This is a genomic window from Mannheimia cairinae, assembly GCF_028649535.1.
Lineage (GTDB): Bacteria > Pseudomonadota > Gammaproteobacteria > Enterobacterales > Pasteurellaceae > Mannheimia > Mannheimia cairinae.
On record NZ_JAQSJE010000004.1, the window covers coordinates 72,977 to 99,835 of the forward strand.

General features: G+C 38.7%; 23 protein-coding genes. 17 read left to right on the forward strand and 6 right to left on the reverse strand.

Annotation, left to right across the window (positions count from 1 at the left end):
- Positions 1–22: 22 nt before the first annotated feature.
- The 5 genes from gnd to nudE all read right to left on the reverse strand — a co-directional run bounded on the left by gnd (position 23) and on the right by nudE (position 5,417).
- Positions 23–1,477: a decarboxylating NADP(+)-dependent phosphogluconate dehydrogenase gene (gnd, locus tag PTQ27_RS04990; protein WP_273747691.1), complete on the reverse strand. Its 1,455-nt coding sequence runs from the start codon at positions 1,475–1,477 to the stop codon at positions 23–25.
- A 167-nt stretch (positions 1,478–1,644) separates the two neighbouring features.
- A complete protein-coding gene (pgl, locus tag PTQ27_RS04995; protein ID WP_273747692.1) occupies positions 1,645–2,343 on the reverse strand; it encodes a 6-phosphogluconolactonase in 699 nt (232 codons plus the stop codon).
- Between the two features lie 130 nt (positions 2,344–2,473).
- Positions 2,474–3,961 carry a glucose-6-phosphate dehydrogenase gene (gene zwf, locus PTQ27_RS05000; RefSeq protein WP_273747693.1) on the reverse strand — a complete coding sequence of 496 codons (1,488 nt, stop codon included), beginning with the start codon at positions 3,959–3,961 and terminating at the stop codon, positions 2,474–2,476.
- Positions 3,962–4,034: 73 nt separating this feature from the next.
- Positions 4,035–4,856, reverse strand: a complete 822-nt coding sequence (gene cysQ / locus PTQ27_RS05005; protein ID WP_273747694.1) for a 3'(2'),5'-bisphosphate nucleotidase CysQ — start codon at positions 4,854–4,856, stop codon at positions 4,035–4,037.
- 15 nt (positions 4,857–4,871) lie between these two features.
- On the reverse strand, positions 4,872–5,417 hold the full coding sequence (gene nudE / locus PTQ27_RS05010) for an ADP compounds hydrolase NudE (RefSeq protein ID WP_273747695.1): 546 nt from the start codon (positions 5,415–5,417) through the stop codon (positions 4,872–4,874).
- Positions 5,418–5,503: 86 nt separating this feature from the next.
- Between nudE and hslR the strand changes: the two genes are divergently transcribed.
- Complete coding sequence (gene hslR / locus PTQ27_RS05015; RefSeq protein ID WP_273747696.1) at positions 5,504–5,920, forward strand: ribosome-associated heat shock protein Hsp15; 417 nt, start codon at positions 5,504–5,506, stop codon at positions 5,918–5,920.
- 141 nt (positions 5,921–6,061) lie between these two features.
- Positions 6,062–6,955 carry an Hsp33 family molecular chaperone HslO gene (gene hslO, locus PTQ27_RS05020; RefSeq protein WP_273747697.1) on the forward strand — a complete coding sequence of 298 codons (894 nt, stop codon included), beginning with the start codon at positions 6,062–6,064 and terminating at the stop codon, positions 6,953–6,955.
- Positions 6,956–7,182: 227 nt separating this feature from the next.
- On the opposite strand, the gene PTQ27_RS05025 is transcribed toward hslO, so the two are convergent.
- A complete protein-coding gene (locus PTQ27_RS05025) occupies positions 7,183–7,506 on the reverse strand; it encodes a zinc ribbon domain-containing protein YjdM (protein WP_273747698.1) in 324 nt (107 codons plus the stop codon).
- Positions 7,507–7,651: 145 nt separating this feature from the next.
- Between PTQ27_RS05025 and rnr the strand changes: the two genes are divergently transcribed.
- From rnr to ftsA, 15 genes are all read left to right on the forward strand, one after another.
- Positions 7,652–10,015, forward strand: a complete 2,364-nt coding sequence (gene rnr / locus PTQ27_RS05030) for a ribonuclease R (protein WP_273747699.1) — start codon at positions 7,652–7,654, stop codon at positions 10,013–10,015.
- 489 nt (positions 10,016–10,504) lie between these two features.
- Complete coding sequence (mraZ, locus tag PTQ27_RS05035; protein WP_273747700.1) at positions 10,505–10,963, forward strand: division/cell wall cluster transcriptional repressor MraZ; 459 nt, start codon at positions 10,505–10,507, stop codon at positions 10,961–10,963.
- Positions 10,964–10,982: 19 nt separating this feature from the next.
- Entirely contained in the window at positions 10,983–11,921 is a 939-nt protein-coding gene (gene rsmH, locus PTQ27_RS05040) for a 16S rRNA (cytosine(1402)-N(4))-methyltransferase RsmH (RefSeq protein ID WP_273747701.1), read from the forward strand.
- A gap of 15 nt (positions 11,922–11,936) precedes the next feature.
- Positions 11,937–12,248, forward strand: a complete 312-nt coding sequence (gene ftsL, locus PTQ27_RS05045; protein ID WP_273747702.1) for a cell division protein FtsL — start codon at positions 11,937–11,939, stop codon at positions 12,246–12,248.
- Positions 12,249–12,319: 71 nt separating this feature from the next.
- Positions 12,320–14,314 (forward strand): penicillin-binding transpeptidase domain-containing protein, encoded by a 1,995-nt coding sequence (locus PTQ27_RS05050; RefSeq protein WP_434802829.1) that lies wholly within the window; start codon positions 12,320–12,322, stop codon positions 14,312–14,314.
- An 8-nt stretch (positions 14,315–14,322) separates the two neighbouring features.
- On the forward strand, positions 14,323–15,822 hold the full coding sequence (murE, locus tag PTQ27_RS05055) for a UDP-N-acetylmuramoyl-L-alanyl-D-glutamate--2,6-diaminopimelate ligase (protein WP_273747704.1): 1,500 nt from the start codon (positions 14,323–14,325) through the stop codon (positions 15,820–15,822).
- 214 nt (positions 15,823–16,036) lie between these two features.
- Complete coding sequence (gene murF / locus PTQ27_RS05060; protein WP_273747705.1) at positions 16,037–17,431, forward strand: UDP-N-acetylmuramoyl-tripeptide--D-alanyl-D-alanine ligase; 1,395 nt, start codon at positions 16,037–16,039, stop codon at positions 17,429–17,431.
- Positions 17,432–17,448: 17 nt separating this feature from the next.
- The gene (gene mraY, locus PTQ27_RS05065; RefSeq protein ID WP_273747706.1) at positions 17,449–18,531 is read left to right on the forward strand and encodes a phospho-N-acetylmuramoyl-pentapeptide-transferase; all 1,083 of its coding nucleotides are present in this window, start codon (positions 17,449–17,451) and stop codon (positions 18,529–18,531) included.
- A gap of 84 nt (positions 18,532–18,615) precedes the next feature.
- The gene (gene murD / locus PTQ27_RS05070) at positions 18,616–19,917 is read left to right on the forward strand and encodes a UDP-N-acetylmuramoyl-L-alanine--D-glutamate ligase (protein ID WP_273747707.1); all 1,302 of its coding nucleotides are present in this window, start codon (positions 18,616–18,618) and stop codon (positions 19,915–19,917) included.
- Positions 19,917–21,095 carry a putative lipid II flippase FtsW gene (gene ftsW, locus PTQ27_RS05075; RefSeq protein ID WP_273747708.1) on the forward strand — a complete coding sequence of 393 codons (1,179 nt, stop codon included), beginning with the start codon at positions 19,917–19,919 and terminating at the stop codon, positions 21,093–21,095. The genes murD and ftsW overlap by 1 nt, the downstream gene beginning before the upstream one ends.
- 113 nt (positions 21,096–21,208) lie before the next feature.
- Positions 21,209–22,264: an undecaprenyldiphospho-muramoylpentapeptide beta-N-acetylglucosaminyltransferase gene (murG, locus tag PTQ27_RS05080; protein WP_273747709.1), complete on the forward strand. Its 1,056-nt coding sequence runs from the start codon at positions 21,209–21,211 to the stop codon at positions 22,262–22,264.
- A gap of 86 nt (positions 22,265–22,350) precedes the next feature.
- Entirely contained in the window at positions 22,351–23,778 is a 1,428-nt protein-coding gene (murC, locus tag PTQ27_RS05085; RefSeq protein ID WP_273747710.1) for a UDP-N-acetylmuramate--L-alanine ligase, read from the forward strand.
- Positions 23,779–23,831: 53 nt separating this feature from the next.
- A complete protein-coding gene (locus PTQ27_RS05090; RefSeq protein ID WP_273747711.1) occupies positions 23,832–24,743 on the forward strand; it encodes a D-alanine--D-alanine ligase in 912 nt (303 codons plus the stop codon).
- Positions 24,743–25,534 (forward strand): cell division protein FtsQ/DivIB, encoded by a 792-nt coding sequence (locus PTQ27_RS05095; protein ID WP_273747712.1) that lies wholly within the window; start codon positions 24,743–24,745, stop codon positions 25,532–25,534. Before PTQ27_RS05090 ends, PTQ27_RS05095 begins: the two co-directional genes overlap by 1 nt.
- A gap of 20 nt (positions 25,535–25,554) precedes the next feature.
- Positions 25,555–26,826, forward strand: coding sequence for a cell division protein FtsA (ftsA, locus tag PTQ27_RS05100; RefSeq protein WP_273747713.1), 1,272 nt, complete (start codon positions 25,555–25,557; stop codon positions 26,824–26,826).
- Positions 26,827–26,859: the final 33 nt, after the last annotated feature.

Here is a 26,859-nt window from a genome sequence, read left to right on the forward strand (position 1 = left end):
GTTTTTCTTATCTAATCAAAAACTAAACATCATAAGTTGTTGATGCTGTATTACCGCCACGACCAGTCCAGTTTGTGTGGAAAAACTCGCCACGAGGTTTGTCGGTACGTTCATAAGTGTGAGCACCGAAATAATCACGTTGAGCTTGCAGTAAGTTTGCTGGTACACGTTCTGAAGTATAGCCATCTAAGAACGTGATCGCACTTGCCATACAAGGCATTGGAATACCCACTTCGATAGATTTTGCTACCACTTTACGCCAGTCTGCCATCGCATTTTCTAAAATGCCTTTGAAGTAGCTGTCTGAACCTAAGAAGACTAAATCTGGGTTTGCCTCATAAGCATCACGAATGTTGCCTAAGAAACGGCTACGAATGATACAACCTTCACGCCATAATAACGCAGTTGCACCGTAGTTAATATCCCAACCGAAGTTTTCAGACGCCTCACGAATTAGCATAAAGCCTTGTGCATAAGAGATAATTTTTGATGCCAATAATGCTTTACGCACTGCTTCAATCCAAACTTTTTTGTCGCCTTCAACTGGGCTAATGGTTTTATTGAATAATTTTGATGCTGCTACACGTTGATCTTTAAATGAAGATACGCAACGGGCAAATACAGATTCAGTAATTAAGGTTAATGGAATACCGAAATCTAATGCGTTGATTCCTGTCCATTTACCTGTACCTTTTTGGCCTGCCGTATCTAAAATTTTCTCCACAAGTGGTTCGCCGTCTTCATCTTTATAAGCAAGAATATCGGTTGTAATATCAACAAGATAGCTATCAAGCTCAGTGTTTTTCCACTCTTTGAAAATTTCGTGCATTTCATCGTAGCTTAAGCCTAAACCGTCTTTTAAGAATTGATAAGCTTCACAAATTAACTGCATATCACCATATTCAATACCGTTATGCACCATTTTTACGAAATGGCCAGAACCCTCTCTACCAACCCAATCACAGCAAGGTTCGCCTTTATCGGTTTTTGCTGAAATCGCTTGTAGAATAGGTTTTACATAAGGCCACGCTTCTTCGTTACCACCCGGCATAATAGACGGCCCATGACGAGCACCTTCTTCGCCACCAGACACACCCGTACCGATAAAGCGGATACCTTTTTCTGCCAACGCTTTCACACGGCGATTTGAATCAGGGTAATTTGAGTTACCACCATCAATGATGATGTCGCCTTCTTCTAAGTGTGGGACTAACGCATCAATAAATTGATCAACCACATCGCCAGCACGTACCATTAACATTATACGACGTGGTTTTTCTAATTTCGCTGCTAAATCTTCTAATGAATAAGCACCGATAATGTTTGTGCCTTTTGCCGGCCCTTCTAAAAACTCATCTACTTTTGAAGTTGTACGGTTGAACGCTACTACTTTAAAGCCATTGTCGTTCATATTTAAAATTAAGTTTTGACCCATTACCGCTAAACCGATAACGCCGATATCGCCTTTTTGTGACATTGTTTGCTCCTGTTAGTTTTGATTCTGTGCAAGCGGTCTAATTTGCGAACTTTTTTACAAAAATAACCGCTTGTAAAGATGACTATGATGGTGCTCGTCTTTGACGAGTACCTAAATTTATTACGTTATAAGTACTCGTCTAGAGATAAGTACTATTATTTAACCTCTTATAAATTAGCCGCAGCTTCTGAATCCAAATACCATTCCGTTTCCCCATTTTTCGCTTTAATTTTAGCGGCTGGGTAAGGGAGTTGTTCTGCTGGTGTGTCTTGAATCTCTTTTAAAATCTCTGCTTTGGCTTTTCCTGTAACCAAATAGGTAATGCGTTTTGCTTTCTCAATCAGAGAGGCTGTTTTTGAAATACGGATTTGCCCTGTTTCAGGGTGTTTCGCGATTACTGCCACATTTTGATCATTAAAGTCTGTTTGGTGTGGGAAAAGTGATGCGGTGTGTCCATCATTCCCCATTCCTAAAATAATCCAATCAAAGGCTAGATTTGGTACGCAAGCGGTCAATTCTTGTGAAAATCTTGCAAGTTCTTGCTCCACATTTTCTTCGCCACGAATACGATGAATGTTCTCAGCAGGAATTTGGATATGATCGAATAATAATTTTTGTACTTCGCCATAGTTACTTTCTGGATCATTCGGTTCAACCATTCGATCATCACCCCACCAGAAATGTAAATTCTGCCATTGAATTTCGGTATTAAATGGTTCTGTAGCCAGTGTTTTAAATAGCAATTTTGGGGTTGAACCACCCGAAAGCGAAATATGCACAGGGCGGTCTTGTTCGCTGTACGCTTTTAATTCTTGAGCAATTTTTTCAACTGCATTTTGGGCAGTTGGGAAAATTTTAGTGTTCATTTTACATTTTTCCTCAGAATAATCCCGCTCTTTAGCAAAGAGGGGTTAGGGGAGATTTGATTACGATTTCAATATTTCGTATGAACATATATAATTTCTGCGAAATTTTTCTAAAAAAGAGAGTTAAAATCTAAACCTTCTTCTTCATCATTCCTGAAGGTTTTCGCCATACTTTACCGTGTTTGGCAATCAGTTTGTCCGCTTGCGTTGGGCCCCAAGTGCCTGATTCATATTCATATACACGACCACGGTTGGCTTTGTAGTCTAAAATAGGTTGCACAAATCGCCAGCAAGCGTGTACCGCATCAGTACGTGCAAATAACGTTGCATCGCCTTTTAATGCATCTAATAATAAGCGTTCATAAGCGGTCAATAGTGTTGAATTTGCACTTAAATCAGAATAACGGAAATCCATTGAAACTTCTTTTGCTTCAAAGCCCGCCCCTGGTTTTTTCAAACCAAAACGCATTGAGATCCCTTCATCTGGTTGTACACGAATAATTAATTTATTCTCTGGTGCATTTTGGCTAAATACTGGGTGTGGGGTTGTTTTAAAGTGGATAACAATTTCGGTTACACGAGTTGGTAAACGTTTACCGGTACGCACATAGAACGGTACTCCTGCCCACCGCCAGTTATCAATTTCACATTTTACCGCCATAAAGGTTTCGGTATTAGAATCTGCTGGCACACCCTTTTCTTCTAAGTAGGCAGGCACTTCTTCGCCATCGACAGTCCCTCTGCCGTATTGCCCTAAAATGACATCATTTTTTACATCTTCTTCAGATAATGGGTGTAAGCAGTGCAATACTTTTGCTACTTCATCACGCATTGAGTTCGCATTGATAATAGCAGGTGGCTCCATTGCAACCATCGCAAGCACTTGCAATAAATGGTTTTGGAACATATCACGCATTGCACCAGAGCCATCGTAGTAACCACCACGATCTTCCACCCCGATAGATTCTGCACCTGTAATTTCGACATAATCAATAAAATTACGGTTCCAAAGCGGTTCAAATAAGCCATTTGAGAAACGTAAAACCAATAGGTTCTGAACCGTTTCTTTGCCTAAATAGTGGTCGATACGGTAAATTTGGTGTTCTTCAAAATATTTGTGAATTTGAATATCAAGTGATTTAGCAGTTTCGATATCATAACCAAAAGGTTTTTCAACAATAATACGCTTCCAACCAAATTCTTCGGTAGTTAAACCGTGAGCGGCTAAGCATTCAGGAATGACACCATATAGACTTGGTGGAGTTGAAAGGTAATAAAGCGTATTGCCACCCGTTTGGTATTTATCGTGTAATTCATCAAGGCGAGGAAGTAATTTTGCATAATCTACTGCATCAGACGTATTCACCGCTTGATAATAAAGGTGATCACAAAATGCCTCTAATTCAGGACCATTGGCTTTTTCAAATTTAATTAAGGCATCACGCATTTTTTGACGGAATGAATCATCTGTTAATTCTGAGCGAGCAACGCCTAAAACCGAGAAGTGTTTCCCTAATCGTCCAATTTTATATAAATTATAAAGAGCGGGAATAAGTTTACGGAAAGTTAAATCGCCGGAAGCACCAAAAATGACCACGCAACTATTTTCAGCATTCATTAGTTATATCCTGTATTTGTTAAAATTTTGTTTACTATGCAAGATTACCATAAAAATGGCTAATAGATAGTATCTATTTAAATAAAAATATTTTATCCCATTTTACGGATTTATCTGCAACCATCACAAAATAAGGATTAATAAAATTATCACGTTCATTATAGGTCAATGGTGAGAAATTAAAGTCAAAAATAGTACCATTAATTTCATTTAATAAAACTTCTGCCATCGCAGTATCCCACTCGCCTGTATCGCCAAAACGGATATAACAATCGGCTTTACCTTCCGCTACTAAACCGGCTTTTAAACTACCTGAACCGTACTCTAAAAAAGTTGCTTGGTATTCTGGTGCCATAATATTTTGGGCTTTGGCTGCATGAACTTGGCTACCAACAGTAATCGTCAATTCTGCTTTATCAGTTGAATCTGTTTTAACAAGCGATCGAATTTTGCCATTTTCTTGCAAAAATGCACCGCTTGCTTCCATTGCGAAATAGAGTTTATCCAACATTGGGGCATAAATCACACCGAGTACGGGCTGATTTTTACCTCCTCGCTTTTGTACAAGCCCAATCACAATCGAAAACTGATCGGTTCGATTAATAAATTGCTGCGTGCCATCAATAGGGTCAATAATCCAATATTCCTGCCAATGGTTACGTTCTGCCAACGGAATATTGCAATTCTCTTCAGATAGCACTGGTACATCTGGCGTTAATTGTTGCAAACGTTCCGTCAAAAAGTGGCTGATAAATAAGTCAGCCTCTGTCACTGGCGTAGAATCTGCCTTCATTTTTATTTCTACCGAACCTGCATAAAACTGTTTTAAATGCTCGCCGGCTTCTTTGGCAATGTTAATAACGTTATTAAGTAATGATTGTTCTAATGTTTGCATAATGGCTCCAAAGTTTTATTTGGATTTTAAATATTCTCTTAACATAAAAAGAGCCGATAAATTTCTGGCTTCCGCAAAAGTAGAATCCGCTAATAATTCGTCGATTTTCTCTAACGGAAAACGTACAACCTCCAGTGGCTCAGGCTCATCACCCTCCAATTTAGATGGATAGAGATCTTGAGCAACAAAAACGTGCATTAAACCATACATATGGCTCGGACCGCTGTAAAGCGAACGCAAAAATTCTATTTTGTTCGCCCCAAAACCAATCTCTTCTTGCAACTCTCGATTTGCACTTTCAATAGGTTCTTCTCCGGCATCAACAATGCCTTTTGGAAAAGTTAGCTCATAACGCTCAGGCCCGACGGCATATTCTTTTACAAAAATAAGCTCATTGTTTTGAATTGGAATGACTAAGACAGAAGAGCGACGTTGCGGTGTTAAACGCTCATAAGTACGCTCCTCGCCATTAGAAAAACGCAAATCAACCGTCTGTACCTCAAAAATACGGGTTTTGGCGGCGGTTTTTATATTTAGAATTTCTGGAAGTTGTTTTGCCATTTTGTTCCCCTTTTGGCATTATTTTAGTTGAAAATTCCAACTTTCGCTCTATTATTTCTAAGATTGTTTTGATTTTAGGACAGAAAATGAAAAATAAACACGAAAACACCGAAAATAATAACGAAGTCCGCTTAGATAAATGGCTCTGGGCGGCACGTTTTTACAAAACTCGTTCTATCGCAAAAGCGATGATTGAGGGCGGGAAAGTGCATTACAACGGGCAACGAGCCAAAGTGAGTAAAATAGTTGAAATTGGGGCAACCATTAAACTCCGCCAAGGCAATGAAGAAAAAGAGGTTGAAGTGCTTGCGTTGAGCGACCAACGTCGAGGGGCTCCAGAGGCACAACTGCTTTATCAAGAAACCGAAAAAAGCGTAAAACACCGTGAGGCAATGGCATTTGCTCGTAAGGCAAATGCTCTTTCTATGCCACATCCAGACCGTCGTCCAAACAAAAAAGAACGCCGTGATTTAATTAAATTTAAAGAACAAGAATTTAGTTAAGCCCTTGCAATTCAAAAAATAGTCCTTATATTGTGAGCAATCCAGTTTGTGGTGGGCAATTTGCTCACCTTTTTATTTTTACAAGCGGTCGTTTTTGCAAAAAAGATTGCAAATTTCACCGCTTGCACACTAGGAAAAACAATGAACTACACAAAAGACAACGACAAACTCTACCGCTATTTATTTAAAGATCGTGCGGTGCGTGGCGAATGGGTGCGTTTAAACGATACCTTTACTGAAACGCTCAACACCCATCATTACCCAAAAGCGGTGCAAAATTTATTAGGCGAAATGCTAGTTGCCACCAGCCTTTTAACCGCCACAATGAAATTTAACGGCACCATTACCGTACAAATTCAAGGAGATGGCCCGTTAAAATTAGCGGTGGTAAACGGTAACGACAGCCAACAATTACGTGCATTAGCCCGTGTGCAAGCAGAGATTGCAGATGGTTCATCTCTTGCGGAAATGATTGGCAACGGTGTATTAGTAATTTCTATTATCCCAACCGATGGCGAACGCTATCAAGGTGTTATTGCATTAGATAAACCCACTATTCGTGAATGTTTAGAAGATTATTTCGAGCGTTCAGAACAGTTAAAAACGCACTTGATTATTCGCACAGGCGAATATGAAGGCAAAGCAGTTGCCGGCGGAATGTTGTTGCAAATTATGCCAGACGGCACAGGCACCCGTGATGATTTTGAGCATTTAGCTACCTTAACGGAAACCGTAAAAGACGAAGAATTATTCGGCTTAGAGGCAGAAGAATTGCTTTACCGCTTATATCACGAAGAGCAAGTGGAAGTTTATCCGTCACAAGCAACAGAATTTAAATGTGGTTGCTCAAGAGAGCGTTCAGGCTCGGCATTACTGCTAGTACCAGCAGAAGAAATTGAAGAAATGCTAGCCGAAAAGCAAGGTGTGATTGATATGCAATGCGAATGCTGTGGCACGCAATATTTCTTTGATAAAGCAGCTATTGAAAGCTTTAAAGAAGAGGCTGAAAAGTTGAATAAACTTGGCTTAAATTAAACAACAAGCGGTTGAATTTCTCTTTATCTTTGCAAAAAAGTCAGACAATTCAACCGCTTGTTTTATACACTAGATGATAAAAAGTAAATGGAGATTTTTATTTTATTTTCTGTTGCAAGAATTTTAGAACCATTAGCGAAACCAATTTGGTTTGATTTTCTACAGTTTGAAAATTTGCAAAATAATGTTATATTTATTTAGATCGCTTTTAGAATGAATTATTCCAGTTATGCTTTTTTCAGAAATTCAGATTTCAGCATAATTTTGCCACAATCCACATTATGATCGCCTCTTGCTAAGCGAATGCCTTTAAATTTAGTGCCTTTTTTAAGCACTTCAGATGAACCTTTTAATTTTAAATCTTTAATTAATAAAACATCATCACCGTCATTAAGTAAATTTCCGTTACTGTCTTTAACAATTAAAACATCTTCATCTTGCTCTTCCGTCTCTTCGCCCGTCCATTCATAAGCACAATCTGGGCAGACAAATTGAACAGAGTCGTGATAGGTGTTTTCGCTTTTGCATTCAGGGCATTCAGGGTAGGTCATAAAGTTTCCTTAACTTATTGATTATAAAAGTAGGATTATATAACAAAAAGCAATAAAAAAGTAAGCAGTCAGATTTTGTCGATTTTTTACCACTTAAGGTAAAAGTCAGTTAGAATAAGAAAATATTAAATGAAAGGAGGATTCTATGATAGTAGATCCAAACTATGAAAAAGAATTAGAAAAATATGAAAACCCGGTGCCAAGCCGTGAGTTTATTTTAAAAACTATTCGTGAATATAACGCTCCGATGAGTAGAGATGCATTACTCAAAGCATTTCAGATTGATGATGAAGAGAGAGCAGAAAGTATTCGCCGTCGTTTACGAGCAATGGAAAATGATGGGCAACTGGTATTTACTAAAGGTAAACGTTATGCCTTGCCTGAAAAAATGGACTTGCTCAAAGGGACTGTAATTGGGCACCGTGATGGTTATGGTTTTTTACAGGTAGAAGGTAGTGAAAAATCAGCTAAAAATGAAGATTGGTTTATTCCGAATGCCCAAATGGTGCGTGTAATGCACGGTGATTTTGTGCTTGCTCAGCCAAACGGTACCGATCGCAGAGGGCGTAAAGAAGTTCGCATTGTGCGAGTGCTTGAAGCTCGTAAAAAGCAGATTGTCGGTCGCTTTTTCTTAGAAAGCGGTATTGGCTTTGTGGTGCCTGATGACAGCCGTATTAACCAAGATATTTTAATTCCTGATGAACACCGTATGGGTGCTAGAATGGGGCAGGTTGTTGTGGTTGAGCTACAAGAGCGAAAAGCCAGTTTTAGCCGACCGGTAGGGGTAATTACCGAAATCTTAGGTGATAATTTAGCTCCGGGTATGGAAATTGAAATTGCCCTGCGTAATCACGATATTCCACACGTTTGGCCTGAGGGGGTTGAAAAACAAATCCGTCAATTTGCCAGTGAAGAAGTGCCGGAAGAGGCGAAAAAAGGGCGAGTGGATCTGCGAGATTTACCCTTGATTACCATTGATGGCGAAGACGCACGTGATTTTGATGATGCCGTATTTGCTAAAAAAGAAGGCAAAGGCTGGCGATTATGGGTGGCGATTGCTGATGTGAGCTACTATGTTCGCCCGAAAACAGCATTGGATTTAGAAGCCCTCAATCGTGGAAATTCGGTTTATTTCCCAAATCGAGTGATCCCGATGTTGCCGGAAGTGCTTTCAAACGGTTTATGTTCATTAAATCCACAGGTTGATCGCCTTTGTTTAGTAGCAGAAATGGTGGTTTCAGCGAAAGGGGAATTAGCCGAGTTTGAATTTTATGAAGCGGTAATGAATTCACACGCTCGTTTAACTTATACTAAAGTGTGGAAAATGTTAGAAGGCGATGAAGCATTTCGTGAACGCTATGCACCATTAGTGCCACATATTGAAGAGCTTTATGCAATGTTCCAAACCTTGATGAAAGCTCGCCATAAACGTGGGGCGATTGAGTTTGAAACCATTGAAAATCAATTTATTTTTAATCCACAAGGTAGAATTGAGCGAATTGAACCGCTCATTCGTAACGATGCTCACAAAATCATTGAAGAGTGTATGATTTTAGCCAATATTGCAGCGGCACGTTTAGTCGAGCAAGCTAATGAACCTGCGTTGTTCCGTATTCACGATAAACCAAGTGAAGAAAAATTACTCAGCTTTAAATCGTTTGTGCGTGAATGTGGTTTAACTTGGGACGTTGGCTTAGATCCGCAACCGAAAGATTACGGTGTTTTACTTGAGCAAGTTGCTGAGCGAGCCGATAAAGAGTTAATCCAAACAATGTTACTGCGTTCGCTTAAACAAGCGGTTTATGCGGCGGATAATGTTGGCCATTTTGGTTTAGCCTTAACGGAATATGCTCACTTTACCTCGCCGATTCGCCGTTATCCGGATTTATTGCTCCACCGTGCGATTAAATATTTAATTGAGAAAGGAAAAGGCAATACTCGCCATTACACAGATGGTGGCGGTTATCACTATAAATTGGACGATATGGATCAATTTGGTGATAAATGTTCGGTGACCGAACGTCGAGCCGATGAAGCCACCCGTGAAGTTGCTGACTGGTTGAAATGTGAATTTATGCAAGATCACCTTGGTGATGAGTTTGATGGTGTCATTTCAAGCGTAACTGGCTTTGGTCTATTTGTGAAACTTAATGAACTGCTTATTGATGGTTTGGTTCATATTTCAACCTTAGATAATGATTACTACCACTACGATGCGGATCGTCAGCGTTTAGTCGGTGGTAGCGGTATTATTTATCGTTTAGGCGATGCAGTTCGTGTAAAAGTGATCAATGTCAATTTAGATGAGAAGAAAATCGATTTTGAATTGCTAACCGATTCACAAAAAACGAACGGAAAAACGGCAAAGAAAAAAGCGAAAGCCCAAGCAATTAAAGCGGTGTTTAAAGAGCCAAAAACGCTTAAAAAAGCGAAAAGTGCAGAGAAATCTCCTAAGAAATCTGCAAAAAAAGCGAAAAAAACGACCGCTAGTAAAGCAAAGAAAAAGTAGAGGAATAAATGGATTATAAAAAGCAGATTGCATTTAGTATTTTATTTGCATTAATTATGGCCATAATAAGCTACTTTGTTTTTACTTATCTTCCTTATGATTGCAGTGATCTAAGCAAATTAACAGAGAGTCAGCGTTTGGAATGTCGAACAGTAGAGGTGCTTGGCATTTACTATTGGTTGCCATATACCGCTACGCTGTTTTTTGTGTCGATCTTATGTTATTGGAGTATTTATGGGGCCATATCTCTCTTTAGGTTGGTATTAAAGCATAAATAAGTCGTTATATATCATAAAAATATGCAAAGCCTGTCTTTAAAAAGATGGGCTTTTATTTTGTATTGTGATTGTAAATTCCAGTTAAATAAATCAAAACTCCTTGATAGATGTACAACTAATAGATAGAATTTGCTAATTAAGTGGGAAAAAGTGGTATATTGTGGAACTTTTTCTTAAGTTTAACCTCTTTTGATTAGGGCAAAAGTTCGAAATGTTTCGTGGTGCAACTTCAATTAGCATTGATAGCAAAGGGCGGATAGCAATTCCGACCCGTTATCGTGCCCAATTAAAAGAGAAGCATCACGGTGTTTTAGTTTGTACGGTCGATATTCGCCAACCTTGTTTATTGCTTTATCCATTATATGAATGGGAAGTGGTTGAGCAAAAATTATTGGCATTATCAAATTTTGATCCTGTCCAACGTAGAATTCAGCGAGTAATGCAAGGTTTTGCCACTGAATGTGAAATGGATGCAGCTGGCAGAATTTTACTTAGCCAAACATTACGTCAGCACGCTCAATTAGAACAACAAATAATGCTAGTTGGGCAATTAAATAAATTTGAAATTTGGCAAGATAAACAATGGCAAGCCCAAATTGCTGAAGATCTTGCCTTTGGCAGTTCTGCAGAAATGCTAGATTGCGAAGCACTTAAGAACTTATCTTTATAATCAATAATTGGAATATTAAATGAGCGATACCTCGAAACATATTACCGTCCTGTTACACGAAGCTGTCGATGGCTTGGCAATTAAGCCGAGCGGTATTTACATTGACGGCACTTTTGGGCGAGGCGGGCATTCTCGTTTAATCCTATCTAAACTCGGAGAAAATGGTCGTTTAATTGCAACCGATAGAGATCCTCGGGCGATTGCAGAAGCTCAAACAATTACCGACCCTCGTTTTCAAATTAAACATACCGCTTTTTCGGCAATTCCTGACATTTGTGAAGAAATGGGTTTAACTGGCAAAATTGACGGTATCTTACTCGATCTTGGTGTATCTTCCCCCCAACTTGATGAAGCGGAACGTGGCTTTAGCTTTATGCGTGACGGGCCTTTAGATATGCGAATGGATACCAGCAAAGGCTTATCCGCAGCAGAATGGTTGGCTCAAGTTTCGGTAGAAGATCTCGCTTGGGTATTAAAAGAATTCGGGGAAGAACGTTTTGCTAAACGCATTGCACAAGCAGTCGTTTCTTACAATAAATCTGCAAATGAGAAAATTTCTCGCACTTTGCAACTGGCTCAAATTATCAGCGATGCGGTGCCGTTTAAAGATAAACATAAACACCCTGCAACTCGCTCGTTCCAAGCAATTCGGATTTTTATCAACAGCGAATTAGACGAATTGGAAAAAGCCTTAAATGCCGCATTAAGTGTATTAGCCCCAGAAGGGCGTTTGTCTATTATTAGTTTCCATTCTCTTGAAGACCGAATGGTAAAACAGTTTATGCGTAAGCATAGTAAAGGAAAAGAAGTGCCACGAGGCTTGCCAATTTTAGAGGCAGAATTAAATAAAGATATTCCGCTAAAAACAATAGGTAAAGCAGTAATGCCAAGCGATGAAGAAATCGAAGCAAATGCACGCTCACGTAGTGCGGTATTACGTATTGCTGAAAAACGTTAAATTACAGGAATGAATATGTCAAACGAACGTTATCCTTTGCATCAGATTATTGTAGATGACATTTTTAGCCATAATAAAGTTGCTATCTTACTTTTAATTGGCATTGTTATTTCTGCGATAGCAACAATTTGGGTTACTCACCAAACTCGTTTATTAGTGAGTGAACAAGGGCAATTAATTAATCAAAATCAAAGATTAGAAAGCCAATACACAAATTTACAGTTAGAAGAAAATAGCCGAAGTGGGAAGGCAAGGGTAGAAGCTGCCGCAAAATCTTTTGGTTTACAACCAGTTAAAAAAGAGCAAGAAATAATTTTAGTTGAATAAAAATGGTTAAGTCAGTCAAATTTAAGCAGAGCAAAGAGACTTCTGCACGTGCAAACTCAAAAAACAAAAATATGGACACTAAAAAATCGGGTAGTTTTATTACTTGGCGTTTTGGATTGGCTATTAGCTTTATGGCATTGTTAGTCGTAGGGCTAATATGGCAAGCTGCTTATATTCAGCTTATAGATTCCGAGAGATTAATTAAAGAAGCGAATAACCGCTCACTAAGAACAAAAGAGCTACAATTTACTCGAGGAAGAATTTTAGATCGTGATGGTCGTTTTCTTTCTATTAGTGTGCCTATGTTCTCGCTTACCTTAGACCCTAGAGAATATTTTGATGCAAAATTACGTCGCTCTAATGAAAGTTGGCGTGCATTAGCGATTGAAATGGAAGCTTCAAAAAGTAAGATTGAGGCAAGTGTTAATAAGTTCATTGAGCGAAAAAATGTATCAAAAGAGCGAGTTGAATTTGATCCTCGTTCTATTTTAAACACAAAAAGTGAAGGCTATTGGACGCAGCTTGCTCAGGTAACGGGGTTAGATTATAACGCTTTGATTGAAAAGGTGCGGAATAATCCAAGTTCCGTTTTTGTGCGTTTAGACAATGAAACAGCAGAATTAGAACGCAAAAAATTCCAAGCACTAAGTAAAGAGATTGGCAGAGCTTATAATGACGTAATGGATGAGCTTTATACTAAAAATCGACAACGATTTGTTTATTTATCTCGTCATCAATCAGAAGCAATTAGCGAATATGCAAAAGATCTCAAAATTAGTGCATTAGTGATAAAAGTAGAATCACGTCGTTTTTATCCGCTAGCCGAAGAAGCTTCTCAGCTTATTGGTTTTACTGATAAAGATGATATGCACGGTTCAGAAGGGTTAGAGCGTAGTTTTGATTCCTTACTTATTGGCAAAAATGGTAAACAAATTATCCGTAAAGATGCGAAGGGAAATATTGTTGAGAATATTCGCTCAGAAAAACAATATGATCCGCAAGATGTAATGTTAAGTATTGATGAAGAATTACAATCAATGGTTTACGGCGAAATTAAAAAAGCTGTAGAAGAAAATAATGCAGAATCAGGTACTGCTGTTTTAGTTGATGTACAAACAGGGGAAATTTTGGCAATAGCGAATGCACCATCATTTAACCCAAATAAGCGTAACACCTTTAAGCCTGAATTAATGCGTAACCGTGCGATAACAGATACTTTCGAACCTGGTTCAACAGTAAAACCTTTTACTGTATTAACCGCTTTACAACACGGAGTAACGGATCGTAATGAGGTATTAAATACGCAGCCATTTATAGTTAATGGGCATACCATCAAAGATGTTGCACCAAGAAATAGCTTAACGATTCAAGGCATTTTACAAAAATCTAGTAACATTGGAGTAAGTCGCCTAGCACTGCGTATGCAACCAAATGCATTAGTTGATACTTATACCAAAGTCGGTTTTGGTAAAGATACTGGTTTAGGCTTAGGTGAACAACGAGGTTCTAGCGGTGATCGCAAACGTTGGTCAGACATTGAACGAGCTACACTTTCTTATGGTTATGGTTTAAATGTTACCCCTCTTCAACTTGCAAGAGCTTATGCGACTTTAGGTAGTTTTGGTATTTATCGCCCACTTTCAATCACGAAGGTTGATCCACCTGTTATTGGCGAGCGAGTATTGCCAGAAAAAATTACTCGAGACGTGGTACATATGATGGAAAGTGTTGCTCACAAAGGTGAAGGTGGGCAACGAGCTGCAGTAGATGGCTTCCGTGTTGCAGTAAAAACGGGTACGGCTCGTAAACTAGAAGACGGTAAGTATGTTGAAAAACATATTGCTTATACCGCAGGCCTTGCTCCTGCAAGTGATCCTCGTTTTGCTTTAGTTGTATTAATTAATGAACCAAAAGCAGGTAATTATTATGGTGGTGCCGTATCAGCTCCACTATTCTCCCGTATTATGGGCTACACCTTAAAGCACCATAATATAAAACCGGATAATTTAGTAGAAAATACAAAGAGTGCGGTTAGAGAAATTAAATTAGAGCATCGTATTAATTAAGGCTTGTTATGAAACGTTTACTTCCTTTTCTTACAGAGTTAGATGCTTGGGTTGAAAAACTAACCGAGCTTAACCAAATTACACTAGATAGTCGCCAAGTAAAAGCTGGCGATGTTTTTGTTGCTTTAAAGGGTCATCAGGTAGATGGCAGACAATTTATTCCAAAAGCAATAGAACAAGGTGCAAGAATTATCCTCTCAGAAGCGGAAGATGATCAATCTGAAATTGAACTAGATCCTAAATTTGCAAAATTTAACTTAAATAGAACCGCTTGTTGTAAGGTGATTTCAGTACCAAAATTACCTCAACTTCTGTCTGAAATTGCAGGTGCATTTTATGGCAACCCTTCACAAAAATTAGTGTTAGCAGGTATTACTGGTACTAATGGCAAAACAACAACGGCTCAACTGCTTGCTCAATGGCGAAATTTATTAGGCGGAAAATCGGCAGTAATGGGGACAATCGGCAATGGCTTATATGGGCAAGTGCAAGAAGCGGTTAATACCACAGGATCAGCGATTGAAATTCAACGTAACTTAGCCGATTTTGTAGCACAAAGTGCTAATTTTTGTGCAATGGAAGTCAGTTCTCACGGTTTAGCTCAATTTAGAGCGGAAGCCTTAGCGTTTGATGTTGTAATCTTTACCAACTTAAGCCGAGATCACCTTGATTACCATAATACAATGGAAGAATACGCCCAAGCCAAATTCCGTCTATTTAGCGAATTAAATACTAAACAGCAAGTAATTAATGCTGATGATGAAATTGGCAGAGAATGGCTAGCAAAATTACCAAATGCAGTTGCGGTTAGCACAAGTCCTGATTTTTCTCGCCCGCACCGTTTTGTAAAAGTGACCAAAGTGAAATTTACCTTACAGGGTGCAAGCATTGCCTTTGAATCAAGTTGGGGTAATGGGGAACTTAACAGTCGCTTAATCGGAGCTTTTAATGTGAGCAACCTTCTAACTGCCTTTGCAGGGTTGCTAGCCTTAGGTTTTGATATTCAAGAATTAGTGAAAACAGCCCCTCAATTAGCTGGTGTCGCTGGCAGAATGGAATGTTTAACCGCCGAGAGTAAACCAATGGTAATTGTGGATTACGCACACACCCCAGATGCCTTAGAAAAGGCCTTACAAGCGGCACGATTACATTGCGAAGGTGAACTTTATTGTATTTTCGGCTGCGGCGGTGACCGTGATGCAGGCAAACGCCCTCTTATGGCAAATATTGCAGAAAAGCTGGCTGATAAAGTGATTGCAACGGACGATAACCCACGTACCGAAGATAACCAAAAAATAATGGCAGATATCATCACAGGCTTTGATAAACCAGAAAATGTGCAAATTATTCACAACCGTGAACAGGCTATTAAAGTAGCGATTGAACAAGCAAATGCAAAAGATGTGATTTTAATTGCCGGTAAAGGACACGAAGATTACCAGATTATCGGCACGGAGAAGTTGCATTTTTCTGATCAGGAAACGGCGAGGAAGTATCTGGGGTTATGATCAAATCTCCCCCAACCCCTCTTTACTAAAGAGGGGAGCTTTATCAAAGTAAATTTTTTACTCATCTGACTATTCACAATCATTTTTATGAAGAGTGATGGATTATAAATTTGTGATGAACAAATTCCCCTCTTTAGCAAAGAGGGGCTAGGGGAGATTTGGCAGACTTAATTTCGGTTCATAAGAAATTTTATATATTTAAAAGAAAAACAAAATGATAAAACTAACCACTCAGCAAATTGCTGATATTTTAAAAGCTAAACTCATCGGGCGTGGCGATATTGTGGTGGAGACAACCAGTACAGACACTCGTCAAGCGATTGAAAATGGCTTGTTTTTTGCATTAAAGGGCGAGAACTTTGATGCACATAATTATCTCGAAAATGCAGTGGCTCAAGGTTGTGTTGCCGTTGTGGTTGAGCGTGAGTGTGAAATTAATGTGCCACAAATTGTGGTGGCGAATACTCGCTTGGCATTAGGCGAATTGGCTAAATGGTTAAAAGCGAAACTGAATCCAAAAACTGTTGCGATGACAGGCTCTTCCGGTAAAACAACGGTAAAAGAGATGACGGCAAAAATTTTGCAAAAAATGACCGCTTGTGATGATGAGGTGCTTTATACATTTGGTAACTTAAACAATGATTTAGGCGTGCCGATGACCTTACTTCGTTTAACTGAACAGCATAAGTATGCAGTGGTTGAATTAGGGGCAAATCATATTGGCGAGATTGCCTATACTACCGAAATTACCCAACCCGATGCTTGTTTAGTCAATAATGTCGCACCTGCTCATTTAGAAGGTTTTGGCTCTCTTGCAGGTGTTGCTCAGGCGAAAGGCGAAATTTATCGAGGATTGAAAGCAGACGGTAAGGCGATTGTAAATCTAGCTTTTTATTACCCTGAGTGGCAAAAAGAGATTGGCTCTCACGAAATGCAATCTTTCTCTTATATTGGTTCAGATAAAGATTCTTATGCCGATTATTGGGCGGAGAATGTGCAACTTCACTTGGCTGGTTCACGCTTTACGCTCCATACACCACAGGGCGAGGTTGAAATTGAGCTACCTTATTTAGGTAAGCACAATGTGAGCAATGCTTTAGCAGCAACTTCGCTTGCAATGTCTGTTGGAGCGACTTTAGAAGCTGTAAAAGCAGGGCTTGAGCAGCGTTCAATGGTGAAAGGTCGTTTATTCCCAGTGCAAATCAATGAGCATTGCCTGTTTATTGATGACACTTACAATGCAAATGTCGATTCAATGAAATCGGCGATTTCAGTATTAGAAAATTATCCCGCATACCGAATTTTTGTGGTAGCGGATATGGGAGAGCTTGGAGAAGAAAGCGGAGCTTGCCACCAAGAAGTTGCAGATTTTGCAAAAGAGGCAAATTTAGATTTGATTGTGAGTTTTGGTAAAGAGAGTGCTGTGATTAGTCAGAATTCTGAACATCATTTTACCGATAAGCAAAAAATGGTTGAATTCTTAACGCCAATTATTTTGCAAAAAGTAGAACAAAAACAACCGCTTGTATTATTAGCGAAAGGCTCCCGTAGCCAAAAAATGGAAACCGTGATTTCCGAACTTTGTAAATTATTTAACCTAAATTTCTAATTTTTAAGGACTAAACAATGCTAGTTTGGCTTGCAGAATATCTTGTTCAATATAACACTATATTTAATGTTATCTCTTATATTACCTTTCGTGCCATTATGGCATTATTAACCGCAATGGGCATCGGGCTTTGGATTGGGCCAAAAGTGATTCGTCGTTTACAGATTCTAAAATTCGGCCAAGAAGTGCGTAATGATGGCCCAGAAAGCCACTTTAAGAAACGTGGTACACCAACAATGGGCGGGGTAATGATTCTTGCAGCTATTGGTATTAGTGCATTACTTTGGGCTGATTTACGTAATTCTTATGTTTGGTTCACCTTATTTGTCCTATTTGGATATGGAGCCGTTGGTTTTGTAGATGATTACCGCAAAATCGCCCGTAAAAATACTGATGGTTTAATTGCTCGTTGGAAATATTTTTGGCTGTCAGCGATTGCGTTAGTTGCAGTATTTGGAATGTATGCTGCAGGTAAAGACACGGCGGCGACTCAGTTAGTTGTGCCGTTTTTTAAAGATCTAATGCCTCAACTTGGTTTATTTTATATTGTATTAGCTTATTTTGTTATTGTCGGAACGAGTAATGCTGTAAATTTAACGGATGGTTTAGATGGCTTAGCTATCGTACCTATTATTATGGTTGCATCAGCCTTTGCGTTAATTGCTTGGGCAACAGGTAACTTTAATTTTGCAGACTATTTACATATTCCATTTATTCCAAATGCTGGCGAATTAGTAATTTTATGTACAGCTATTGTCGGTGCTGGTTTAGGATTCTTATGGTATAACACTTATCCAGCACAGGTATTTATGGGCGATGTTGGCTCACTCTCTTTAGGTGGAGCTTTAGGTGTTATCGCAGTGCTTGTTCGCCAAGAATTATTATTAGTGGTAATGGGGGGGGTATTTGTGGTTGAAGCTCTTTCCGTTATTTTACAGGTTGGTTCTTATAAATTACGTCAAAAACGAATTTTTAGAATGGCACCTATTCATCACCATTTTGAATTAAAAGGTTGGCCAGAGCCACGAGTTATTGTCCGCTTTTGGATAATCACATTAATGTTGGTGCTAATCGGTTTAGTCACTCTTAAATTACGTTAAATAAGGTGCATTTTTGAATGCACCTTTGATTGTTTTTTTGACCTATCAAGCCAAAGCGTGCTAGGTATTATTAGAGAGAATATTATGCAAAACCAATATCAAGACAAAACCGTTACTATTATCGGTTTAGGAACAACAGGCTTATCTTGTGTTGATTACTTTAAAAATAAAAAAGCTAAGATACAAGTTATTGACACACGAGCTAACCCTACAGGAGCAGATAAGTTAGATAAAAATATTCCATTACACACAGGTAGTTTAAATAGTGAATGGCTACTTACATCGGATTTAATTGTAATTAGTCCGGGTCTTGCACTTGCAACACCAGAAATTCAGCAAGCAATTCAAGCAGGTGTGGAAGTGGTTGGCGATGTTGAATTATTCTGCCGAGAGGCAAAAGCTCCGATTATTGCGATTACAGGCTCGAATGGTAAAAGCACAGTTACAACCCTAACCTATGAAATGGCAAAACAAGCTGGCTTAAAAGTTGGAATGGGCGGTAATATTGGCGTACCAGTATTAAGCTTATTAAACGAAGAGTATGAATTATTTGTACTTGAACTTTCAAGCTTCCAATTAGAAACAACTGCCTCACTCAAAGCCAAAGCAGCAACGGTGTTGAATATTAGTGAAGATCATATGGATCGTTACAATTCCATCGCAGATTATCGTGTAGCAAAATTGCGTATTTATGACAATGCAGAAAATATTATTGTAAATGGCGAAGATACTCAGACTTACCCCGAACAAGCGGTCAAAAATGTGATTCGTTTTGCAGAACAAAATGCGGAATATACAGTAAGTAACGGCATTCTTTATTCAGGCAATATTGCGGTAATGAATACAAATAAAATGTTAATTTCAGGTCGCCACAATGAAATGAATGCCCTTGCTGCAATGGCATTGGCAGAGGCTGCAAATGTGCCAAGAGAAGGCATTGTAAAAGCGTTACAGATTTATGGCGGTTTACCACATCGTTTCCAAGCGGTTCCAACTAATGATGGCGTGCGTTGGGTCAATGATTCAAAAGCGACTAATGTCGGTAGTACTGTAGCAGCATTAAATGGCTTAACGGTGGCAGGTACACTTTATTTATTACTTGGCGGAGACGGCAAAGCGGCAGATTTCTCAGAGTTAAAACCGTTAATTAACAAAGAAAATATTATTTGCTATTGCTTTGGGCAAGATGGTTCTGAACTTGCAAAATTAACCGAGCAGAGCGTGTTGGTTGAAACAATGCAACAAGCGGTTGAAGCCATTCGTCCAAAATTACAAAAAGGTGATATGGTTTTACTTTCACCAGCTTGTGCAAGCTTAGATCAATTTAAAAACTTTGAACAACGTGGTGATGTCTTTATGGCACTAGCACAAGGGTTAGAGGCATAATGTTAAATAAAATTAAAACAGAATGGGATAAGTGGGGAAGGATTACTCCTACAAATTCACTTTATGATAGAACTTTAATTTGGCTATTTTTAGGTTTATTAATTATTGGTTTTGTAATGGTTACATCAGCCTCGATTCCAGTTAGTACAAGACTTTATAATGATCCATTCTATTTTGCAATTCGAGATGGGGTATATATTATCTCTTCACTTATTGCTTGTTATATAGCGGTACAAATTCCTATTGAAAAATGGGAAAGGCATAACATTTTTTTATTCTTTATTGCACTTGGTTTTTTGGTTGCAGTATTAATTTTTGGACGTTCTATCAATGGTGCTGTGCGTTGGATTCCTCTTGGAATCATCAATTTCCAACCTGCTGAGCTAGCCAAACTCGCCATCATTTGCTACTTTGCCGGTTTTTATGTTCGGAAATATGACGAAATTCTAACTGAAACAGTAAGTTTTTGGCGACCAGCCGTTATTCTATCTGTTTTCGGTATTCTATTGAATTTGCAGCCTGATCTAGGCAGTACGATAGTATTATTTGTACTGACATTTTCGATGTTATTCATTGTTGGGGCAAAATTAATGCAGTTTATGTTCTTAGTTATTGCTGCTGTTGCTTTATTTGTTGTTTTAGTCCTCACTTCTGAATATCGTCTTAAGCGGGTAACATCTTATCGAGATCCTTTTGCCGACGCTTATGGTGATGGTTTCCAACTTTCTAACTCACAAATGGCATTTGGACAAGGTGAATTCTGGGGACAAGGATTAGGAAATTCTGTACAAAAATTAGAATATTTACCAGAAGCACATACTGACTTTGTAATGGCGGTAATTGGCGAGGAATTTGGTTTCTTCGGTATTATCTGCATTGTACTTTTATTGGTATTGCTGACGGTGAGAGCCTTAAAAATTAGTAAGGAATCATTGGTGTTAGAAGAACGTTTTAAAGGTTATATGGCATTTGGAATAGGCATTTGGATTTTCTTTCAAGGCTTTGTAAACCTAGGTGTCGCATCTGGTTTAGTACCAACTAAAGGTTTAACTTTTCCTTTGGTCAGCTATGGTGGTTCAAGTTTGGTTATTATGTCGGTTGCTATTGCAATACTTTTAAGAATTGACCACGAGAATCGAGCTGAAAGAATGGGGCACGCAAAGATTAAGACATCTTAAAAAGCAAGCGGTCTCTTTTTTATAAAATTTTGCAAAGATTTATTGATTGATATTCTCCAAGATAGATAAAAATCAAGTAAAATATAACGTTTTTTCATAATAATAGGCTAAAAATGACTAAAAAATTATTAGTAATGGCTGGCGGAACAGGCGGACACGTATTCCCTGCTATTGCTGTTGCAAGAGAGCTGCAAAAACAAGGCTGGCAAATTCGTTGGTTAGGTACGAAAGATAGAATGGAAGCCACTCTAGTGCCTAAGCACGGAATTGAGATCGATTTTATTGAAATCTCAGGATTAAGAGGAAAAGGTTTAGGTGCGTTATTAAAGGCTCCTTTTGCTATTTTTAAAGCGGTTCTGCAGGCTCGAAAAATCATTAAAAATTACCAGCCTGATGCCGTGCTTGGTATGGGCGGGTATGTCTCTGGGCCTGGTGGCATTGCAGCTAAACTTTGTGGTGTGCCAGTAGTTTTACACGAGCAAAATGCAGTAGCAGGGCTAACAAATGTATGGCTTTCTAAAGTAGCTCGCAGAGTACTTCAAGCATTTCCAACGGCATTTAAAGATGTAGAAGTTGTTGGCAACCCAGTGCGTGAAGATTTATCTGCCTTACCACCACCTGAGCAACGCTTTCTTGAACGAGGTTATCCTATCAATATTTTAGTGATGGGGGGCAGCCAAGGTGCAAGAGTCATTAATCAAACAGTGCCAGAAGTCGCAAAAGTATTAGGCAATAATGTTTTTATTAGTCATCAAGTCGGAAAAGGTAACTTAGCAGGCATTGCAGAAGTTTACCAACAAACTGGTAATGGTATTGCTTCGGAATTTATTGATGATATGAAAGCTGCTTATGAATGGGCTGATTTAGTAATTTGCCGTTCAGGTGCTTTAACTGTATGTGAAATTGCAGCAGTTGGCTTACCAGCGATTTTTGTGCCGTTCCAACATAAAGATAGACAACAGTTTTTAAACGCAAACTATTTAGCTGAAGCAGGTGCAGCAGTTATTATTGAGCAGGTTGATTTTAACCCGGAGTCTTTACTCAAAGCATTAGAGCCATTAATTGCAGATAGACAAAAATTATTAGAAATGGCAATAAAAGCACGAGCTAAGGCAACACCTACAGCAGCCCAACGTGTTGCTGAAGTTATTATTCAAGAATCGAATTAAGTCATTACAAGCGGTCTAATTTTGTGTGAATTTTGCAAAAATATAAATAATTCTCACCGCTTGTTAAATTAATAGCAGGATAAAATATGAAAAATTTCCAAGATAAGGTTAAAAAGTTAGTCCCTGAAATGCGTCGTGTAAACCAAATCCACTTTATTGGTATTGGTGGTGCGGGTATGAGCGGTATTGCAGAGGTGTTATTAAACGAAGGCTACCAAATTTCAGGTTCAGATATTGCAGATGGTCTGGTAACGCAGCGTTTATCAGCAGCAGGGGCTAAAGTCTTTATTGGGCATCAAGCTGAAAATGTAGCTGGTGCAAGCGTTGTAGTGGTTTCGACTGCGATTGACGAAACTAATCCTGAAATTATTGCTGCTCGTGAGGCGAGAATTCCTGTTATTCGTCGTGCAGAAATGTTAGCGGAAATTATGCGTTTTCGTCACGGTATTGCGATTGCGGGCACACACGGTAAAACAACGACAACTGCAATGGTTTCAATGATCTACACGGAAGCTAAATTAGATCCGACTTTTGTAAATGGTGGTTTAGTTAAATCGGCAGGTAAAAATGCTCATCTAGGTGCAAGCCGCTATTTAATTGCTGAAGCTGATGAAAGTGATGCCTCTTTCTTACATTTACAACCAATGGTTTCAGTAGTTACCAATATTGAACCTGACCATATGGATACTTATGGCGGCGATTTTGAAAAAATGAAAGATACTTACGTTAAATTTCTACGTAACTTACCTTTCTATGGTTTAGCGGTAATGTGTGCTGATGATGAAACGGTAATGGAAATTGCTCCTCGTGTTGGCAGACAGGTCGTGACCTATGGTTTTAATGAGAACGCTGATTATCGTATTGAAGATTACCAACAAACAGGGTTCCAAGGGCATTATACGGTGGTTTGTCCAAGTGGCGAGCGTATTGATGTACTGTTGAATGTACCTGGTATGCATAATGCGTTAAATGCAACAGCAGCTTTGGCGGTAGCAAAAGAAGAAGGAATTGGAAATGAAGCTATTTTAGCAGCCCTTGCGGATTTCCAAGGTGCAGGTCGCCGTTTTGATCAGTTAGGATCATTTATTCGCCCGAATGGTAAAATTATGTTAGTGGATGACTATGGTCATCACCCTACAGAAGTAGATGTAACGATTCAAGCGGCCCGTCAAGGCTGGGAAAATAAACGTGTAGTGATGATTTTCCAACCTCATCGTTATTCAAGAACCCGAGATCTTTTTGATGAATTTGTGCAAGTGCTTTCTAAAGTAGATGCATTAATTTTATTAGATGTTTATGCGGCAGGGGAAGCACCTATTGTTGGAGCGGATAGTAAAGCCCTAGCTCGTTCAATTCGTAATTTAGGTAAAGTTGATCCTATTTTAGTTTCAGATACGGAACAATTAGGCAATGTGTTAGATCAGATTATTCAAGATGGCGATTTGATTTTAGCTCAAGGTGCGGGAAGTGTAAGCCGTATTTCTCGTGGTTTAGCTGAAAGTTGGAAAGCATAGTTGTAATTACTGGTTCTAATTTGTAGAAAGATTAGATCGTAAAAGGATATAAAATGAGTATTAAAAACGAAAAAATAGCGGTGCTATTTGGCGGTGTTTCTCAAGAGCGTGAAGTTTCGCTTAATTCTGGAGCTGCAGTAACAGAAGCACTAAAAAGCTTAGGGTATGATGTTGAACCTATTGATACTAAAGAATTCCCTGTTGAAAAATTAAAAGAAAAAGGCATTCAACGTGTTTTTAATATTTTACACGGCGGTATAGGTGAAAACGGCGTATTACAAGGTGCATTAGAGCAAATGGGTATTCCTTATACTGGTTGTGGGGTAATGGCATCGGCAATTACGTTAGATAAATTCCGCACTAAATTATTATGGAATGCAGTAGGATTGCCGACTGCTGATATGGTAGTTGTGCAGCGTGGGCAAGCGGTCGATTTTGATGAGATTATTGCAAAATTAGGTTTACCAGTTTTTGTAAAGCCATCTAGCGAGGGATCGAGTGTTGGTGTCTTTAAAGTAAAGACCAAAGAAGAACTTGAGCCAGCTATTACTGAGGCACTTAAATTTGATTCAATAGTATTAGTTGAAGAGTTTTTAGCAGGCAGCGAGTATTCAGTGCCAGTGTTAGATGGCCAGGTTCTACCAGCGGTACAAGTTATTCCTGATGGCGAGTTTTATGACTATCACGCAAAATATGTATCAGATAATACTCAATACGTTGTTCCTGCTTTAAATGAAGAGCGTCAGGCTGAGGTAGCACAATTAGTTAAAGCTGCTTATGATGTTGTGGGGTGCCGTGGCTGGAGTCGTGTTGATGTAATGGAAGATAGTGAAGGGAAGTTTCGCTTGGTTGAGGTAAATACGAGTCCAGGAATGACCAGCCACAGTATTTTTCCTAAATCAGCAGCAACGGTTGGTATTTCGTTTGAGAAATTAGTCGAACGTGTATTGGAGTTAAGTGCTTAATGGGGCTTTTCCGCAAGAAAAACAGCACAAATGTGCGTTTGAATGTTATAAATCCAAAAACTTCGGTTTCTTCACGTAAATGGCTAGTATTCATTAAGCCATTAATTGTGTTATTATGTACACTATTTCTATTTAGTATATATAGTAATTGGCAAAATATCCTCGAAAGTTGGGATAAAAACCCTATTCGAGCTTATGCTTTAACGCATAAAACAGAATTTACAACAAATGCTGACATTCGTGAAACTTTATCGAAAGAACCTGCTCTAAAAGGATATTTCGGACAAAATATTCAAGAGGTTAAAGATAAGCTTTTATCAATCCCTTGGGTCAAAGATGTGGTCGTTCGTAAGCTTTATCCAGATCGTTTAAGTATCACCTTGGTTGAACATAAGCCTGTTGCTGTATGGAATGACACAAATTTTGTTTCAGAACAAGGTACTGTGTTCAGTTTGCCAAAAGATAGAGTAGATATTAAAGATTTACCTTTGCTATATGGGCCAGATACGGAAGGCAAAAATGTGCTGGAAGCTTGGGCTAAAATAAAGGCGGACTTACACGCTCGGAATTTAGATTTAACCTCTATTTCTGTTGATAGCCGAGGTTCGTGGATTATCCGACTTTCTAATCAAGTTGAATTAAGATTAGGAAGAGGAGAGTGGACTTCTAAAATCGATCGTTTTGTAACAATTTTTCCTGAGATTAATGTACCAGAGGGGAGTAGGTTAGCTTACGTTGATTTGCGATATCCATATGGTGCAGCGGTGGGTTTCAGCCCTATAAGAAATTAAACTGAGTAAATATAAATAATATGACGAAAGCTGTAGAATCAAAAATTATTGTTGGCCTAGATATTGGCACATCAAAGGTAGTCGCTGTTGTTGGTGAAGTCTTACCTGATGGTGTGATTAATGTAATGGGTGCCGGTGTTTGCCCTTCTAAAGGGGTAGATGGTGGTGGTGTTATTGATCTCAACGCTGCCGTAAACTCAATTCAGCGAGCTATTGAGCAGGCAGAATCTATTGCTGATTGCCAAATTATGGGCGTAACTTTGGCTATTTCTGGGCAACATATTGTTGGTTTAAATGAATTTGGATCCTCTACACTCTCAAATGGTATTGTAACTCAGGATAATATCGAAAGTGCTGTTGATATGGCTAAAGCTATTAAATTGCAAGATGGATTAGAAACGTTACATATGATCCCTCAGGAATATCACGTAGATAGATTACCAGCAACCAAAAATCCTATTGGGTTATCAGGAATGCGTTTACAAGTTCAAGCACATTTAATTGCTTGCCATCAAGCTTGGTTAAAAAATTTAAAAAATGCAGTAGAGCGTGCAAAATTAAAAGTTGATCAAGTTGTATTCTCTGGTCTAGCTTCTAGTTATTCTGTTTTAACAGAAGATGAGAAAGAACTTGGAGTCTGCTTGATTGATATTGGTGGTGGCACGATGGATGTTCTTGTTTACACCGATGGAGCTTTAAGATTTAGTAAAGTAATTCCATATGCAGGTAATAGCGTTACGGATTATTTAGCTCAAGTATTTACCACCTCTCGTCCAGAAGCTGAAAGTATTAAAATAAATTATGGGAGTGCTATTTCGCCTCCAACGCATAACGCAGATAAAAAGATTGAAGTTGCAGGCTTAGGTGGAAGAATGGCTAGAACCTTTACTCGAGCACAAGTCGCGACAGTAACATCAAAATGTTATAATGATTTATTAAGTGTAATTGAAAGTGAATTAACTCAACTCAGACACGATTTATTCCAAAGAGGCATAAAACAAGAATTAATTGCTGGTATCGTGATTACAGGTGGTGGTTCACAAATTGAAGATATTGTAGAATGTGCAAAATCTATTTTTGGTTCTCAAGTACGTGTGGGATATCCGCTAAATATTACAGGACTAACAGATTATGTGAATAAGCCTCAATATGCGACTGCATTAGGGCTTTTACAGTATAGTCATTATAATTATACCGAACAGGGTATTATCGTAGATTCCGATGAAAACTTTTTAAGTGCTTTGGGACGTGGTACGAAAAAATTTATTGATATAATCAAAGCAAAATTTTAAATAGTGTGATTAAAAACACGCAGGGAGATAAAA